This is a genomic window from Streptomyces sp. NPDC058812 (genome assembly GCF_042744565.1).
Taxonomy (GTDB): domain Bacteria; phylum Actinomycetota; class Actinomycetes; order Streptomycetales; family Streptomycetaceae; genus Streptomyces; species Streptomyces thinghirensis.
The window spans coordinates 48170-63613 of sequence record NZ_JBHYOB010000014.1 but is presented as its reverse complement, the minus strand read 5'-3'; the positions used below and the strand labels follow the sequence as shown (position 1 = coordinate 63613).

14 protein-coding genes are annotated in these 15444 nt (G+C 72.8%); 6 read left to right on the top strand and 8 right to left on the bottom strand.

Translation table 11 applies throughout. The annotated features are described in order from the left end of the window. Positions 1-7 precede the first annotated feature (7 nt). Entirely contained in the window at positions 8-1258 is a 1251-nt protein-coding gene (locus ACFW48_RS26325; protein ID WP_386318478.1) for a glycoside hydrolase family 18 protein, read from the bottom strand. Positions 1259-1651: 393 nt separating this feature from the next. On the opposite strand from ACFW48_RS26325, the gene ACFW48_RS26320 reads away from it, so the two are divergent. Next, positions 1652-2824: an acyl-CoA dehydrogenase family protein gene (locus ACFW48_RS26320; protein ID WP_386318476.1), complete on the top strand. Its 1173-nt coding sequence runs from the start codon at positions 1652-1654 to the stop codon at positions 2822-2824. Here the strand turns inward: ACFW48_RS26320 and ACFW48_RS26315 are convergent. Together ACFW48_RS26315 and ACFW48_RS26310 are read right to left on the bottom strand one after the other, a co-directional pair. After that, the gene (locus tag ACFW48_RS26315; RefSeq protein ID WP_386318474.1) at positions 2787-3086 is read right to left on the bottom strand and encodes a hypothetical protein; all 300 of its coding nucleotides are present in this window, start codon (positions 3084-3086) and stop codon (positions 2787-2789) included. The two genes, ACFW48_RS26320 and ACFW48_RS26315, sit on opposite strands and share 38 nt — an antisense overlap. 229 nt (positions 3087-3315) lie before the next feature. Continuing rightward, positions 3316-3753: a hypothetical protein gene (locus ACFW48_RS26310; protein ID WP_386318472.1), complete on the bottom strand. Its 438-nt coding sequence runs from the start codon at positions 3751-3753 to the stop codon at positions 3316-3318. A gap of 268 nt (positions 3754-4021) precedes the next feature. Between ACFW48_RS26310 and ACFW48_RS26305 the strand changes: the two genes are divergently transcribed. The 4 genes from ACFW48_RS26305 to fxsA all read left to right on the top strand — a co-directional run bounded on the left by ACFW48_RS26305 (position 4022) and on the right by fxsA (position 8247). Further along, complete coding sequence (locus tag ACFW48_RS26305; RefSeq protein WP_121745856.1) at positions 4022-4462, top strand: Lrp/AsnC family transcriptional regulator; 441 nt, start codon at positions 4022-4024, stop codon at positions 4460-4462. 112 nt (positions 4463-4574) lie between these two features. After that, entirely contained in the window at positions 4575-6179 is a 1605-nt protein-coding gene (locus ACFW48_RS26300) for an amidohydrolase (protein ID WP_386318470.1), read from the top strand. A gap of 525 nt (positions 6180-6704) precedes the next feature. Continuing rightward, on the top strand, positions 6705-7628 hold the full coding sequence (locus ACFW48_RS26295) for a polyprenol monophosphomannose synthase (protein ID WP_386318468.1): 924 nt from the start codon (positions 6705-6707) through the stop codon (positions 7626-7628). A 46-nt stretch (positions 7629-7674) separates the two neighbouring features. Continuing rightward, positions 7675-8247, top strand: coding sequence for an FxsA family membrane protein (fxsA, locus tag ACFW48_RS26290; protein WP_386318466.1), 573 nt, complete (start codon positions 7675-7677; stop codon positions 8245-8247). A gap of 112 nt (positions 8248-8359) precedes the next feature. Here the strand turns inward: fxsA and ACFW48_RS26285 are convergent, their stop codons facing one another. The 4 genes from ACFW48_RS26285 to ACFW48_RS26270 form a co-directional block, all read right to left on the bottom strand. Next, on the bottom strand, positions 8360-8734 hold the full coding sequence (locus ACFW48_RS26285; RefSeq protein WP_003977404.1) for an RNA polymerase-binding protein RbpA: 375 nt from the start codon (positions 8732-8734) through the stop codon (positions 8360-8362). Positions 8735-9012: 278 nt separating this feature from the next. Beyond that, on the bottom strand, positions 9013-10377 hold the full coding sequence (locus tag ACFW48_RS26280) for an MFS transporter (RefSeq protein WP_386318464.1): 1365 nt from the start codon (positions 10375-10377) through the stop codon (positions 9013-9015). A gap of 75 nt (positions 10378-10452) precedes the next feature. Beyond that, a complete protein-coding gene (locus ACFW48_RS26275; RefSeq protein ID WP_386318462.1) occupies positions 10453-11229 on the bottom strand; it encodes a glycerophosphodiester phosphodiesterase in 777 nt (258 codons plus the stop codon). Next, entirely contained in the window at positions 11226-11891 is a 666-nt protein-coding gene (locus ACFW48_RS26270) for a YitT family protein (RefSeq protein ID WP_386318460.1), read from the bottom strand. The genes ACFW48_RS26275 and ACFW48_RS26270 overlap by 4 nt, the downstream gene beginning before the upstream one ends. A 101-nt stretch (positions 11892-11992) precedes the next feature. Here ACFW48_RS26270 and ACFW48_RS26265 point away from each other — a divergent pair, with 101 nt between their 5' ends. Further along, positions 11993-13492: a PLP-dependent aminotransferase family protein gene (locus tag ACFW48_RS26265; RefSeq protein WP_386318458.1), complete on the top strand. Its 1500-nt coding sequence runs from the start codon at positions 11993-11995 to the stop codon at positions 13490-13492. 192 nt (positions 13493-13684) lie between these two features. On the opposite strand, the gene ACFW48_RS26260 is transcribed toward ACFW48_RS26265, so the two are convergent. Continuing rightward, a complete protein-coding gene (locus ACFW48_RS26260; protein WP_386318456.1) occupies positions 13685-15433 on the bottom strand; it encodes a hypothetical protein in 1749 nt (582 codons plus the stop codon). Positions 15434-15444: the final 11 nt, after the last annotated feature.

Genomic DNA, 15444 nt, shown 5'->3' with positions numbered 1-15444 from the left:
GGGTCAGTCAGTCGATCGCCTTGATCAGCTCACCGTCGGCCGTGTCACCGCTCAGCTCCCAGAAGAACGTGCCGCCCAGGCCCTGCTGGTTCTTGTACGTCATCTTGGTAGCGATGGTCTGCGGAGTGTCGTAGCTCCACCAGTCGCTTCCGCACTTGGCGTACGCGGTGCCGGCCACCGCGCCGGTCGCCGGGCACTTGGACTTGAGCACCTTGTAGTCCTCGATGCCGTTCTCGTACGTCCCCTTCGCCGGGCCGGTCGCGGTGCCGCCGGGGGCGGACTGGGTGACGCCGGTCCAGCCGCGGCCGTAGAAGCCGATGCCGAGCAGCAGCTTCGACGACGGAACGCCGAGGCCCTTGAGCTTCGCGATCGTCGCCGAGGTGTGGTAGCCCGCCTTCGGAATGCCGGAGTACGAGTTCAGCGGGGAGTGCGGAGCGGTCGGGCCGGTGGCGTCCCAGGCACCGAAGAAGTCGTACGTCATGAGGTTGTACCAGTCGACGTACTGGGCCGCGCCCGCGTAGTCGGCCGCGTCGATCTTGCCGCCGGTTGTCGCGTCGGCCGTGATCGCCGCGGTCACCAGGTAGTCCGGGCCGAACTCGGCACGCAGCGCGCTCATCAGTTTCGGGAACGCGTCCCGGCCGCTGGTGTCGCAGCTCAGACCGCAGGCGTTCGGGTACTCCCAGTCGATGTCGATGCCGTCGAAGACGTCGGCCCACCTGGAGTTCTCGACCAGGTCGTGGCAGGACCGGGCGAAGGCGGCCGGGTTCCTCGCGGCCTCCGCGAAGCCGCCGGACCAGGTCCAGCCGCCGAAGGACCAAAGGATCTTGAGGTCCGGGTGCTTCTTCTTCAGCTTGAGCAGCTGGTTGAAGTTGCCGCGCAGCGGCTGGTCCCAGGTGTCGGCGACCCCGTCGACGGACTCGGCCGCGGTGTACGCCCGGTCGGTCGCCGCGTACGCGTCGCCCATGGCGCACTTGCCGCCGGTGACGTTGCCGAACGCGTAGTTGATGTGGGTCAGCTCGGCGCCCGAACCGGACGTCTCGATGTTCTTGGCGTGGTACTTGCGGTCGTAGGTGCCCCATTCGGTGAAGTAGCCGACGACCTTGGAACCGGCCGAGGCCCCCGCGGCGGGCGTCCCCGGGGCGGCCGTGGCCGTGGTCGTGCCGGCGCCGGCCAGCAGCCCCGCGCCGAGGGCGACGGAACACAGCGCGGAGAAGAGCGCCCGGACGGGGCGGACGCGGGGGAGGTGCGGGACGTGCATCGGGTGTCTCCTCGTGGGGGGAAGAGGGAACGCGCGCCGATTGGCATGAACGCGGTAAGGCGTTCGGGCCGTCACCGTAGGAGGACTAGACCAGTGGGGTCAATGGTTCGGACCATTTTCCCGGCACGGGCACGGGCACGGGCACGGGCACGGGCGCGGCGCGGGCACCGGAATCGGCCCCTTCCGTACCGGCCGGAGCATTTCTTGAAGTAAGCGGTCGTTAACTGGTGACTCCATGCCTCCGATCGGGCATACTCACAGCGCACAGCCGCTGGTCAGCCGCTTCCGCGACCCGGGAGTGCGAGCATCGGCCAGGCCCGAACGACCCGGCGGAACCGCCTCCACCCAAGGCGCACGTCCGCCGATGTGCCCGACAGGGAGGAGAGCGTCGCCATGCCCGACCGCGCCCCGCAGCCGGTGGACCGGCAACTGCCCACGGACGAGGCACGGGATCTGATCTCGCTCGTCCGCGACATCGCGCAGCGTGAGATCGCCCCGAGCGCGGCCGAGGAGGAGGACGCCGGACGCTTCCCCCGCGAAGTCTTCACCCTGCTCTCCGACTCCGGCCTGCTCGGTCTGCCCTACGACGCCGAGTACGGCGGCGGCGAGCAGCCGTACGAGGTCTATCTCCAGGTCCTCGAAGAACTCGCCGCGGCCCGGCTCACCGTCGGTCTCGGCGTCAGCGTGCACACGCTCGCCTCCTACGCGCTCGCCGCCTACGGCACCAAGGAGCAGCAGATCGAGCACCTGCCCGCGATGCTCGGCGGCGGCCTGCTCGGCGCCTACTGCCTCTCCGAACCCGCCTCGGGGTCGGACGCCGCCTCGCTGCGCACCAAGGCCGTACGGGACGGCGACGACTGGGTGCTCACCGGTACCAAAGCGTGGATCACGCACGGTGGCATCGCCGACTTCTACACCGTCATGGCGCGCACGGGCGAGGAGGGGCCGCGCGGGATCACCGCCTTCCTCGTCCCCGCCGACGCCGAGGGGCTGAGCGCCGCGGTGCCCGAGAAGAAGATGGGGCTGAAGGGCTCGCCCACCGCGCAGGTCCACCTCGACGGCGTGCGGGTCTCCGACGCCCGGCGCCTCGGAGGCGAGGGCCAGGGCTTCGCGATCGCCCTGTCCGCACTCGACTCCGGGCGGCTGGGCATCGCCGCCTGCGCCATCGGTGTGGCCCAGGCGGCCCTGGACGAGGCGGTGTCGTACGCGGCCGACCGGCGGCAGTTCGGCAAGCCGATCTCCGACTTCCAGGGGCTGCGCTTCATGCTCGCCGACATGGCGACCCAGATCGAGGCCGGCCGCGCGCTGTACCTGACGGCGGCGCGGCTGCGCGACGCCGGACTGCCGTTCGCCAAGCAGGCGGCCATGGCCAAGCTGCACTGCACCGACACGGCGATGCGGGCCACCACCGACGCCGTGCAGATCCTCGGCGGGTACGGCTACACCGCGGACTTCCCGGCCGAACGGTACATGCGCGAGGCCAAGGTGCTGCAGATCGTCGAGGGCACCAACCAGATCCAGCGGATGGTCATCGCCCGTCACCTCGCGGGTCCAGAGGGACGCTGAAGGCGCCGGCGACGCGGAAGTCGCCGGTGGTGAACAGGTCCCCGGTGGTGAAGAAGTCGCCGAGGCCGCGCGGAGGCGCCACGAGCCGGACCCACTCCGGGTCGTGGCGCCCCGGCAGGGTGCGGCCACGGTCGGCCCAGGTCCGCATCAGCTCACGGTAGATCGGCGGGTCCGGGAGTTGCGGATCGGGCGGAACCGGTCCCGCGGGCACCGGGACGAACACACGGCGCCGACGCCCGGCCGCCGAGTACGTGGGGGTCATACCCGGGCAACGCGGCAAAGGCGGACAGGTCACCGGCCCGCGGAATCGGGCGTGAGTTCGCGGGCGTCCGCCGTCGAGTCGCCGTTGCCGTACCGGACCTGACGTACCGTCGCACCGCACCGGTCCGACCGGCCGGGGAAGAACGCACCGCCCCGCACCACGGCGGCCAGCTGTGAGCCGTGGCGCGGGTGGGCCGGCGGAATCGGGTGTCCCCCCGGACTGTGGCCGCTCAGGCCGCCTCGCGCCGCATCGTCGGCACACGCATCGGGCGCGAGCCCGGGCCGCCGACGTGGGAGAAGGGCTGCGTCCGCCAGTCGAGGCCCTGGGGGAGCGTCAACAGCAGGGCGGTGTCCTGCTCGTGGGGCTGGAACGACTCGTCGGCGGGCCGGGCCTCGGTGGCCCGGCGGCCGGTGCCGGCGCAGACCGAGAGCCCGAACGGGTTCCACGGCGAGGCGCACAGGGCGTGCTCCGGGAGCGCCTCCTCGTCCGCCAGCAGGGCGATGGGCTGAGCGCAGTCCGGGCAGATCACCCGGTACATCTCGAAGGTGTCGTAGGTGTCGAGTTCCTCGTCGTCGAAGGCGTCGGGTTCGACGCCCTCCGATACGGGCTCGACGACCGGCTGCTGCCGCTTGGGCGCGGTACGACCAGGGCGCTTAAGACTCTGCATGGGATTCTCCCCCTCGGGCTGGGCCGTGACGGCACTGCGGCCTCGACCACAGCAAGCACTTCCCGTCCCCCCTCCGGGGTAATCACGAGAACATCACGGAGACTGTTCGGAGGGTGTGGTCTTCGTCACATGCCGTTCGCAGGTGCCCCGTGCGGCGGGTTTGTCCCCACTCGGCCCGCCGACCGACTCCCCGTCACATCACGAACCGGGCATGACCTCGGCCGCTCAGGTATCCGAGGAGATCAACCGCACTGTAGGTTCTTGCGCCATGGAGGAGCTGGACCGACAGATCGTGCAGCTGCTCGTCAAGGACGGGCGGATGAGCTACACAGACCTGGGCAAGGCCACGGGCCTGTCCACGTCGGCCGTGCACCAGCGGGTGCGGCGGCTGGAACAGCGTGGCGTCATCCGCGGTTACGCCGCGGTCGTCGACCCGGAGGCCGTCGGGCTGCCGATCACCGCCTTCATCTCGGTGAAACCCTTCGACCCCAGTGCCCCCGACGACATCGCGGACCGCCTGGCCGGCGTCCCCGAACTCGAGGCCTGCCACAGCGTGGCGGGCGACGAGAACTACATCCTCAAGGTGCGCGTGTCGACCCCGCACGGACTGGAGGAACTGCTCGCCCGGGTGCGTTCCCTCGCAGGGGTGTCGACGCGGACCACCGTGGTGCTGTCGACGCCGTACGAGGCCCGGCCACCGCGGATCTGACCGGCGGCCGCGCGGCCCTGCCCGCGCGGATCCGGTCGTCCGGGGCGCCCACACGCCGCGCGGTGGCGACCTGCGTGCGGAGCCGTACGCGCGAGGGGCGAGACTGGTGCTCATGAGCGAGCCCACCACCCCGTCCACGACCGTCCTGCTGCGCCGCGGTGAGGTCCACAGTCCCGCCGACCCCTTCGCGACGGCGATGGTCGTCGAACGCGGCCAGGTCGCCTGGGTCGGCTCCGAGGGCGCCGCGGACGCCTTCGCGGACGGTGTGGACGAGGTGGTCGACCTGGACGGCGCCCTGGTCACCCCGGCGTTCACCGACGCACACGTGCACACCACGTCCACCGGCCTCGCCCTCACCGGCCTGGACCTGACCGGCGCCCCCACCCGTGAGGCGGCCCTCGCCCTCGTACGGGACTTCGCCGCGGCCCGCCCGGACGACCGGGTCCTCCTCGGCCACGGCTGGGACGCCTCCCGCTGGCCCGACGGGCTGCCCCCGACGCGCGCCGAGCTGGACGAGGCCACCGGCGGCCGCGCCCTCTACCTCAGCCGTGTCGACGTCCACTCGGCCGTCGTCACCACCGCCCTGCTCGGCCTCGTCCCCGGTGACGTCGCCCGCGCGGACGGCCCGCTCACCGCCGGCGCCCACCACGCCGTACGCGCCGCCGCCCTCGGGGCCGTCGCCCCCGCCCAGCGCGCCGAGGCCCAGCGCGCCGCCCTCGCGCACGCCGTCTCCCTCGGTATCGGAACCGTTCACGAGTGCGCAGGACCGGAGATCTCCTCCGAGGACGATCTCACCGGCCTGCTGCGGCTGGCGGCCGAGGAGGCCGGGCCGCGCGTGATCGGCTACTGGGCCGAACAGGACGTCGACAAGGCGCGGGAGCTGGGCGCGATCGGCGCCGCCGGCGACCTCTTCGTGGACGGCGCCCTCGGCTCCCACACCGCCTGCCTGCACCAGCCGTACGCGGACGCGGGCCACACCGGTACCGCCTACCTGGACACCGCCGCGGTCGCCGCCCACGTCGTCGCCTGCACCGAGGCCGGCCTCCAGGCGGGCTTCCACGCCATCGGCGACGCCGCCGTGACCGCCGTCGTGGAGGGCGTGCGCGCCGCCGCCGACAAGGTCGGCCTCGCCCGCGTCCGCGCCGCCCGCCACCGCGTCGAGCACGCCGAGATGCTCACCCCCGAGACCGTCGCGGCCTTCGCGGAGCTGGGCCTGACCGCGTCCGTCCAGCCCGCCTTCGACGCGCTGTGGGGCGGTGAGGACGGTATGTACGCCCAGCGCCTCGGCGCCGAGCGGGCCCGCACACTCAACCCCTTCGCCGCCCTGCTGCGCGCCGGCGTCCCGCTCGCCTTCGGCTCCGACAGCCCGGTCACGCCCCTCGACCCGTGGGGCACCGTCCGGGCCGCCGCCTTCCACCGCACGGCGGAGCACCGCGTCTCCGTCCGCGCGGCGTTCACGGCGCACACGCGCGGCGGCTGGCGGGCGATCGGACGTGACGACGCGGGCGTCCTGGTGCCGGGCGCGCCCGCCGACTACGCCGTGTGGCGTACCGGCGAGCTCGTGGTCCAGGCCCCCGACGACCGGGTGGCGCGCTGGTCGACCGACCCGCGCTCCGGCACCCCCGGCCTGCCGGATCTGACTCCGGGCCGGGACCTGCCCGTCTGCCTGCGCACCGTGGTGGGCGGCCGCACGGTCTTCGTACGGCCGGGCGAGTGATCCACACGGCCGACGGAGCGATGATCTTCTCCCGCGTACGACCTGCGCGTCCTCCGCGCTGACCTGGGCTTTGACATGGAAGCCGCAGGTCGAACGACTGTTGACAGGCGACGGCGGGGGGCCGGTAGGTTCGGCCGAGTCCACCACCGGACGTCCGACCGGGGAATCTTCCGCGCACGCGTCGCGGCGCCGCTGGGTCAGGGACGGTGTGCCGCACCGGGGCACCGCCACTGGGAGCCAGGCTCAGCGCTCGCGCCGCGACGAGGGAACGTTCCGGCCGGTCGGGAGGTGTGACCCGGGTGGGGCCCGGGCGCTCAGTAGACAACGGCTTAGGTCGACCCGCAGCCGGCGGGTCCCAGGTCGGCCCGAAGGGCGCCGGGCCCCCATCCGCCGTGCAAACGGCCCTAATCGGCCATCCATACCCCGGTCCTGGGAAAACGACACCACCGTACGGACGTCCTGTCACGTCGCCGCAGGCCGCGGCCATTATGGTGGTCCTCTGCGTACGGACATGAAGGGGCAGCGGTGAACGACGGCGACGGGACGCCCGCGGAAGCGGGGCAGGGGAGGCGGTTCGGCCCCCTGGGCACGGCCTTGGTGATCATTCCGACCTACAACGAGGTGGAGAACATCAAGGCGATCGTCGCGCGCGTGCGTGAGGCGGTCCCCGAGGCGCACGTTCTGGTCGCCGACGACAACAGCCCCGACGGCACCGGCAAGCTCGCCGACGAGTTGGCCGCCGAGGACGACCACGTCCAGGTCCTGCACCGCAAGGGCAAGGAAGGCCTGGGCGCCGCCTACCTCGCGGGCTTCCGCTGGGGCCTGGAGTACGGCTACGGCGTGTTGATCGAGATGGACGCCGACGGCTCCCACCAGCCCGAGGAACTGCCCCGCCTGCTGACCGCCCTCAAGGGCGCCGACCTGGTGCTCGGCTCCCGCTGGGTGCCCGGCGGCAGGGTGGTGAACTGGCCCAAGTCCCGCGAGTTCATCTCCCGCGGGGGCAGCATGTACTCACGCCTCGCGTTGGACCTGCCGCTGCGCGACATCACGGGCGGCTACCGAGCCTTCCGCCGCGAGACCCTGGAAGGGCTCGGCCTGGAAGAGGTCTCCTCCCAGGGCTACTGCTTCCAGGTCGACCTCGCCCGCCGGGCGATCAAGGCGGGTTACCACGTCGTCGAGGTGCCGATCACGTTCGTCGAGCGTGAACTCGGCGACTCCAAGATGAGCCGCGACATCCTCGTGGAGGCGCTGTGGCGGGTCACCACGTGGGGAGTGGGGGAGCGGGTCGGCAAGGTCCTGGGCCGCGACAGGCAGCCCGGCGGGGCGGCGGACGGGCCGGTCGTGAAGCGGGGGGACGCCGAGCCGACCGCGAAGCCGGCCGAGTCGGGCGACAAGAAGCCGGCCGAGTCGGGCGACAAGTCGACACAGGCGACTGACAAGAACGCCTGATCCTCCCCTTACGCCGCGCTGAGCCGGGGCCAGGCACACTGGGGGTATGACGACTGGCGCTCAGACCCCCAGTTCCCCCGCCCGGCCCCCGCGCTCCAGGCTGCGCACGTTCCTGCCGCTGGGCATCGCCGCGTGGCTCGTGCTGGAGATCTGGCTGCTGACCGTGGTCGCGGGTGCCTCCAGCGGTTTCGTGGTCTTCCTGCTGCTGGCGGGCGGCATCGTCCTCGGGTCCGTGGTGATCAAGAGTGCGGGCCGCCGGGCCTTCCGGAACCTCACGGAGACGCTGCAACAGCAGCAGGCCGGCGTCATGCCCGAAGCCCGCCCGAACAGCGAGGGCAACGGCCTGATGATGCTGGGCGGACTGCTCCTGATCCTCCCCGGCCTGATCTCGGACGCGCTGGGCCTGCTGATGCTGCTGCCCCCCGTGCAGAAGGCGGTGAGCCGCTACGCCGAGCGGACGGTGGAGCGCAAGCTCCGGGAGGCCGGCCCGGGCACCCTGGGCGACGCCTTCCGCCAGGCCCGCATGCACCAGCCGGACGGCAAGGTCGTGCAGGGCGAGGTCATACGGGACGACCCCGACGACGCACCGCAGGGCCCGCGTCCTCCGCTGACGCACTGAGCGGTCCGCGGCCCGGCCCCGGTCAAGGGGGACACACCAAAACCGCGGGTGCCGTACGTGAAGCTCACGTACGGCACCCGCGGTGTTCGGTTGTGCTGCTTACGGTTTCCCGCTACGCACTCTTGCGGCTGTCTCGCGGATGTACCGCGATGTTCATCGCGCCGGAGCGCAGAACGGCCAGCCGCTCCTCGAGGACCTCTTCGAGTTCCTCGCGGGTGCGCCGCTCCATCAGCATGTCCCAGTGCGTACGCGCGGGCTTGGCCTTCTTCTCCTCAGGGCCGTCGCCGTCCACAAGGAGTGCCTGGGCCCCGCAGACCTTGCACTCCCACTCCGGCGGGATCTCCGCCTCGACCGAGAAGGGCATCTCGAATCGATGCCCCTTCTCGCATGCGTACTCCACGGCCTGGCGCGGTGCCAGGTCGATGCCGCGGTCCGTCTCGTAGCTGGTCACCACGAGGCGCGTGCCGCGAAGAGCTCGCTCACTCATGAATCGTGCCTCCCGGGCTTGTCGCCCACAGGACAGGTGTCGCTGTCGTCGTCATCCGGTCAACGTCCGGGCGGCGGTAAAGATTCCCGTCCCGACTCCCGTTCCGGGCGTCTGCGTCGCCGTCGCAGTCGCAGCCTTGCAACCAGTGCAGTACCCGCCGACGTCCGGTTTGTCACCTCTGCTAGCAGATGTGACATAGCGTTTCGGCACCTTTGACGCGCAGTAACGGTACGCCTGGCAGGCCAAACGCGTACACTACAGCCCTTTCGCGCCGAGTGCTAAATCCTTTCGGGTACGGGATTGCCCGCGTCGCCGATCGCCCGCCGCACCGGGACCCGCGCGAGCAGCACGAAACCGAGGGCGAAGAAAGCCACCAGCGAGATGATCGCGTCCCGGTAGCTCCCGGTCAGCTGGTAGGTGAGCCCGAACAGCAGCGGCCCGAGCCAGCTCATCCCGCGGTCGCTCAGCTCGTACGCCGAGAAGTACTCGGCCTCCTTGCCGGGCGGGACCAGGTGGGAGAACAGGGAGCGGGACAGTGCCTGGCTGCCGCCCAGGACGAGCCCGATCCCGGCGGCCAGCACGAAGAACCACACCGGCTCCCCGGCCGGCAGGAAGTACCCGGCCGCGAGCGTGACCGTCCAGGCCACCAGCGATCCGAGGATCGTGCGCTTGGCCCCGTACGTCCGGGCCAGCCGGCCCAGCGCCAGCGCGCCCGCCACTGCCAGTAGCTGGACCAGCAGGACGGCCACGATGAGCGTGGACTGTCCGAGATCCAGTTCCTCGGAGCCGTAGATCGAGGCCTGGGAGATCACCGTCTGGATGCCGTCGTTGTAGACGAGGTACGCCAGCAGGAAGGCCAGGGTCAGCGGACGGCGCCGCATGTCGCGGACGGTCGCCGCGAGCTGCCGGAACCCGGGAAGGGCGGCCTCCCGCGCGCTCCCGCGCTCCTGTGCGGGAGCGCTGCGGTCGCGCAGCCGCCGTAGCGGGATGAGCGCGAAGGCGCCCCACCACAGGCCGGCCGACGCCAGGCAGACGCGGACCGCCGCGCTCTCGCTCAGCCCGAAGGAGTCGTGGGCCGTGTAGAGGATCAGGTTCGCGACCAGCACCAGGGCCCCGGCCGCGTAGCCGAACGCCCAGCCGCGCGAGGAGACCGCGTCGCGCTCCTCGGGCGGGGCGATCTGGGGCAGGTAGGAGTTGTAGAGCATCATCGCCACGGACTGCGCGGCGTTGGCGACGACCAGGAGCAGTCCGCCCAGCAGGTAGCGGTCGCCGTCGAGGAAGAACATGCAGGTCGTGGCCGCGGCCCCGGTGTACGCGGCGGCGGCCAGCAGCGGCTTCTTGCGGCCCGAACGGTCGGCGGCGGCGCCCACCAGGGGCATCACCAGCACCGCCACGATCACCGACAGCGACACCGAGTACGCGAAGAACGACCCGGCCCGCACGGGTATGCCGAGCGGGTGGACGTATCCGTCCGCGTCCGCCGCCGCCTCGGCGACCGACGTCAGATAGGGCCCCAGGAACACGGTGAGCACGCTCGTGGAGTAGACCGAGCACGCCCAGTCGTAGAAGTACCAGCCGTGCTGTTCGCGCCGCCGGTCGGCGGCCCCGTCGGCCGCGTCCGTCCGCAGGGTGTCGGTGCCCACCCGTGCCCTCGCTTCCCCGTGAACGCGCGACGTCCCGAGGGTTCGGCCGCGGACCTCGGACGGTCCCGGACCGTCTCAGACCCAGACGCCGCGGTCCTCCATGACCTTGCGCAGTGTGTCGATGTGATCGGTCATGATGCCATCCACTCCCAGGTCCAGGAGCCGGTGCATGCGGTCCGGGTCGTTCACCGTCCAGACGTGCACCTGGAGCCCGCGCGCGTGGGCGGCGCGCACGAAGCGGTGGTCGACCACCTGGATGCCCGACTGGGCCTCGGGCACCTGCGCGGCCACCGCCGAGCGGCGCAGCGCGGCCGGCACGCCCCAGGAGCGAAGCCGCAGGTTGAGGACGCCCCGGGTGCCGTACGAGGTGGCCAGTCGCGGGCCGGCCAGGCGCTGGGCGCGGACCACCCGTGCCTCGGAGAACGAACCGACGCAGACGCGGTCCCAGGTGTCCGTCCGCTCGATCAGCTCCAGGAGCGGCAGCAGCGCCGGCTCCGCCTTCACGTCGATGTTCCAGCGCACTTCGGGGAAGGTCTCCAGGAGCTCCTCGAAGAGCGGCACCGGTTCCCCGCCCGCCACGCGCGCGCGGCGCACCTTCTCCCACGAGAGGTCGGCGATCCGGCCGGCCCCGTCCGTCATCCGGTCCAGCGTCGCGTCGTGGAAGGCGACGAGTTTCCCGTCCCGCGTGGCGTGGACGTCGGTCTCGATGTACCGGTAGCCCGTCTCGACCGCGCGCCGGAACTGCCGCAGCGTGTTCTCCAGGCCGTCCGCCGCACCGCCCCGGTGGGCGAAGGCGATGGGGCCGGGGTGATCCAGGTAGGGGTGGCGCGGATGGCGTATCGGGGTGGTCACCGACGCAGTATCGCGCGCCGGGGTCGACCGGCGGCAACCACCGTGCTGCCGTCGGATGCCGACGGGACGGCGAACACGCGCAGGAACACCTGGGCGAGCGGGCCGATCGCCACGGCGTACAGCAGGGTGCCGGCACCGACCGTGCCGCCGAGGGCGAAACCCGTCACCACGACGGTGACCTCGACGGCCGTGCGCACCAGGCGCACCGAGAGTCCCGTGCGCTGGTTCAGCCCGGTCATCAGGCCGTCCCGTGGGCCGGGGCCGAACCGTGCGGCGATGTACAGCCCGGTCGCCGCGCCGTTCAGGACGATCCCCGCCACCATCATGGCGATGCGCGGCGTCCAGCCGTGGGCGTCGGGCACGACGGCCAGCGTGGCGTCCATCGCGGCGCCGATCACCAGCACGTTGGAGACCGTGCCGAGGCCCGGTCGCTGGCGCAGCGGGATCCACAGCAGCAGCACCGCCGCGCCCAGGAGGGTCAGCACCACGCCCATCGACAGGCCGGTGCGCTCCGCGAGGCCCTGGTGCAACACGTTCCAGGGCTCCAGACCGAGTCCCGACCTGACCAGCAGCGCCGAACTCGCGCCGTACAGCACGAGACCGCCGTAGAGCTGTGTCAGTCGTCGTGCGAGATGCCGCTGCCCGGATCGCTGCCTGGACAAGAGGTGCCCCCTGTGTGGTGGTAGTGGCCTGCTGCATGACACCCTGTGGCTTGAGAAGCAGAGCCAACCATGGCCAATTCGGGGAAGGTGGACTGATTTCCATGGCGCAGTGGACCTCGGCCGTGGGGGCGGGGCAGCTCGCCCGGCTGCTCGGCTCCCAGCAGGACCGTCCCGCCGGGCCCGGCACCCGCCGCCCGCCCGCCTACCGTGCGCTCGCCGACGGCGTCCGGCTGCTGGTCCTCGAAGGGCGCGTCCCGGTCGCCGCCCGGCTGCCCGCCGAACGCGAGCTGGCCCTGGCCCTGACCGTCAGCCGCACCACCGTCGCCGCCGCCTACGAGGCGCTGCGCGCCGAGGGCTTCCTGGAGTCCCGGCGCGGCGCGGGCAGCTGGACCGCCGTACCGGCCGGGAACCCCTTGCCGGCGCGCGGCCTGGAACCACTGCCGCCCGAGGCCCTCGGCTCGCTGATCGACCTGGGCTGCGCGGCGCTCCCCGCGCCCGAGCCCTGGCTCACCCGGGCCGTGCAGGGCGCTCTGGAGGAGCTTCCCCCCTACGCGCACACCCATGGCGACTATCCGGCCGGACTGCCCGCGCTGCGCGCGATGATCGCCGAGCGCTACACCGCGCGCGGGATCCCGACCATGCCCGAACAGATCATGGTGACCACGGGGGCGATGGGCGCCATCGACGCCATCTGCCACCTCTTCGGGGGGCGCGGCGAGCGCATCGCCGTGGAGTCGCCCTCGTACGCCAACATCCTCCAGCTGATGCGCGAGGCCGGGGCCCGGCTGGTCCCGGTCGCGATGGCCGAGGGGCTCACCGGCTGGGACGTGGACCGCTGGCGCCAGGTGCTGCGCGAGGCCGCGCCCCGCATCGCCTATGTCGTCGCCGACTTCCACAACCCCACCGGCGCGCTCGCCGACGACGACCAGCGGCGGCGGCTGGTGGAGGCCGCCCGGTCGGCGGGGACGGTGCTCGTGGCCGACGAGACGATGAGCGAGCTGTGGCTGGACGACGGGGTCGAGATGCCGCGCCCCGTGTGCGCCTTCGACCCGGCCGGGTCCACGGTCGTCACCGTGGGCTCCGCCAGCAAGGCCTTCTGGGCGGGGATGCGCATCGGCTGGGTCCGTGCCGCACCCGACGTGATCCGCAGCCTGGTCGCCGCGCGCGCGTACGCCGACCTGGGCACGCCCGTACTGGAGCAGCTGGCCGTGCACTGGCTGTTCAGCACCGGCGGCTGGGAGCAGGCCGTCCAGGTGCGGCGCGAGCAGGCCCGCCGGAACCGGGACGAGCTGGTGGCCGCGGTGCGCCGGGAACTGCCCGACTGGGAGTTCGAGGTGCCGCGGGGCGGGCTCACGCTGTGGGTGCGGACCGGGGGCCTCTCGGGCTCTCGGCTCGCCGAGGCGGGGGAGCGCGTGGGCGTGCGGGTCCCGTCGGGGCCGCGCTTCGGGGTCGACGGGGCCTTCGAGGGATACGTCCGGCTGCCGTTCACCGTCGGCGGCGCGGTGGCCGAGGAGGCGGCGGCGCGACTGGCCGCGGCTGCCCGGCTGGTGGAGAACGGAGGCGTCGGGGGCGGTGAGGCACCGCGGACGTTCGTGGCGTAGGCGGGGAGCTGCCGGGAGGGGCGGGTCGCCTCTGTCCGTTCCCAAGGGGTGGCGTCCTGACGGCCGACGTCTCGGTGGCAAGCGGCTTCGGACAGGGAAGGCGGCCCGGGCGCCGGATCGTGGCGAGCCCGAGCCGTCCTGGGGCCGGTCGGCAGGGGATGCGCGCCGGGGCCGTGGCCGGGCCGGCGTTCGTCAGGAGGTCTCGGCCGCTACCGCCTTCGCGGGAACCGTCTCCGGCGTGGCCGGCTCGACCGCGGTCACCTCCTGGACCACCGCCTTCACCGCGACCGGCGTCGGCTCGGTGTCCGGCGTCGGCTCGGCGTCCGCCTCCGGCCTCTCCGGCTCGGGCTGGTCCGTGACGGCCTTCTTCTCGATGGAGATCTTCTTCTCGGCCGCCCCTTCGTCCACGGGCACCCGCTCACCGTCCGCCGGGGTCGTGCGCGGGGGCAGCAGGTCGAGCACCGCCTGTCGGTGGGCGTCGCTCGTCGCGTCGTCGTAGGGGTCCGGCGTGGCCGGGACCTGGAGGCGGTGCACCGGTCCGCTGCCCAGGCGGGCGTATCCCCGGCCGGGCGGAACCTGGTCCACGGGCGTGGTGTGCGGGGGAGCGCCGAGCACCGCAGCCACCTCGTCCGGCGTGGCCGGGCCGAGGACGACACGCGCGCGCGTGTGCTGCCGTACGGCGTCGCTGAGGCTGTCCAGGGAGTCCAGCTGGTCGGCGACGACCACCGTCACGTTCGCGGCGCGGCCGTGCCGCAGGGGGACCTGGAGGAGGGACTGCGGGTCCTTGCGGCCGTCCGCGGCGGCCAGGTGCGGGAACGCGCTCGGCCGGTCCATGAAGACCCACAGCGGCCGCTTGGTGTCGTCGGGTGCGGGCCGGCCCTCCTGGCGGGCCCGGTTGAGGGAGATCAGCCGGCGTTCCGTCTCGGAGGCGGCCCACTCCAGGCTGGTCAGCGCTCCGGTGAGGCCGCACTCGACGGCCAGGACGCCGTCCCGGCCGACCAGGCAGGCGTACTCGCCGGTGCCGCCGCCGTCGACGATCAGCAGGTCGCCGTGGTGCAGGGCCTGCAGTGCGACCGAGCGCAGCAGGGTGGACGTGCCGGTACCGGGCTGCCCCAGGACCAGCAGGTGGGGCTCGGTCGAGCGGATGCCGGTACGCCAGACGACCGGGGGCACGTCGCGCCGCTCCTCGCCGTGGGTGAGCGGGAGGGTGCGCTGGACCCGGGTCGGGTCGGTGAAGCCGAGGACGGTCTCGCCGGGCGCCGTCACGAAGCGCTGGGCGGCGATGTCGGTGGGCAGCGCCGCGAGTACGTCGACGGAGAGGTGGTTGGCCTCCTCGTCCCACGTGAAGCGGTACTCCCGGCCCCGCCCGGACTTGGCGGTGAGCAGGTGCTCGATCCGGGCGCGGGCCTCGGCCTCCCCGTCGGTGAAGTACGCGGGGTAGCGGATCACCAGGTGGGCGAAGCGGCCGGTGTCGTCGAACTCGTACGCGGGGAACGCCTTCTCCCACGAGCCGCCGTGGGAGTACAGGGGGTCGGGGTCCTCGGCGAGGGAGAAGTACGGGACGAGCGCCTCGTAGAGCGACTGGAGGCGCCTGGTCTGGGAGTCGTCGGGGCCGTCCGGCTCCGGCGGGGTGCGGTCCCTGCCCTGCCAGGCCGCCGCCGCCATCAGGGCGATGACGGCCAGCAGCGGGCCGTACGGCACCAGTGCCACGACCAGGACCACCGAGGCCACCAGGAACAGCAGCGCGCCGCGCCGGTCCTTGGGGGTCTCGGTCCATCTGCGCCGCGCGGCCGCGGCCAGGCGGCGCAGACCGCGGGCGATCGTGATCAGCGGCTGGAGGACGTCGGTGGCGCTGTCGGCCGCCGTCCGGGCCAGCTCCCGGCTCCGGGCGAGCTGTGCGCCGCCGTTGCTCAGAATGCGGGGGAGGGGCCGCCGGGCCACTGCTGCCTCCT

Coding starts and splice junctions, on each gene's coding strand:
- ACFW48_RS26325 (WP_386318478.1), bottom strand. CDS start 1,258: ATGCACGTCCCGCACCTCCCCCGCGTCCGCCCCGTCCGGGCGCTCTTC.
- ACFW48_RS26320 (WP_386318476.1), top strand. CDS start 1,652: ATGCCCGACCGCGCCCCGCAGCCGGTGGACCGGCAACTGCCCACGGAC.
- ACFW48_RS26315 (WP_386318474.1), bottom strand. CDS start 3,086: ATGACCCCCACGTACTCGGCGGCCGGGCGTCGGCGCCGTGTGTTCGTC.
- ACFW48_RS26310 (WP_386318472.1), bottom strand. CDS start 3,753: ATGCAGAGTCTTAAGCGCCCTGGTCGTACCGCGCCCAAGCGGCAGCAG.
- ACFW48_RS26305 (WP_121745856.1), top strand. CDS start 4,022: ATGGAGGAGCTGGACCGACAGATCGTGCAGCTGCTCGTCAAGGACGGG.
- ACFW48_RS26300 (WP_386318470.1), top strand. CDS start 4,575: ATGAGCGAGCCCACCACCCCGTCCACGACCGTCCTGCTGCGCCGCGGT.
- fxsA (WP_386318466.1), top strand. CDS start 7,675: ATGACGACTGGCGCTCAGACCCCCAGTTCCCCCGCCCGGCCCCCGCGC.
- ACFW48_RS26285 (WP_003977404.1), bottom strand. CDS start 8,734: ATGAGTGAGCGAGCTCTTCGCGGCACGCGCCTCGTGGTGACCAGCTAC.
- ACFW48_RS26265 (WP_386318458.1), top strand. CDS start 11,993: ATGGCGCAGTGGACCTCGGCCGTGGGGGCGGGGCAGCTCGCCCGGCTG.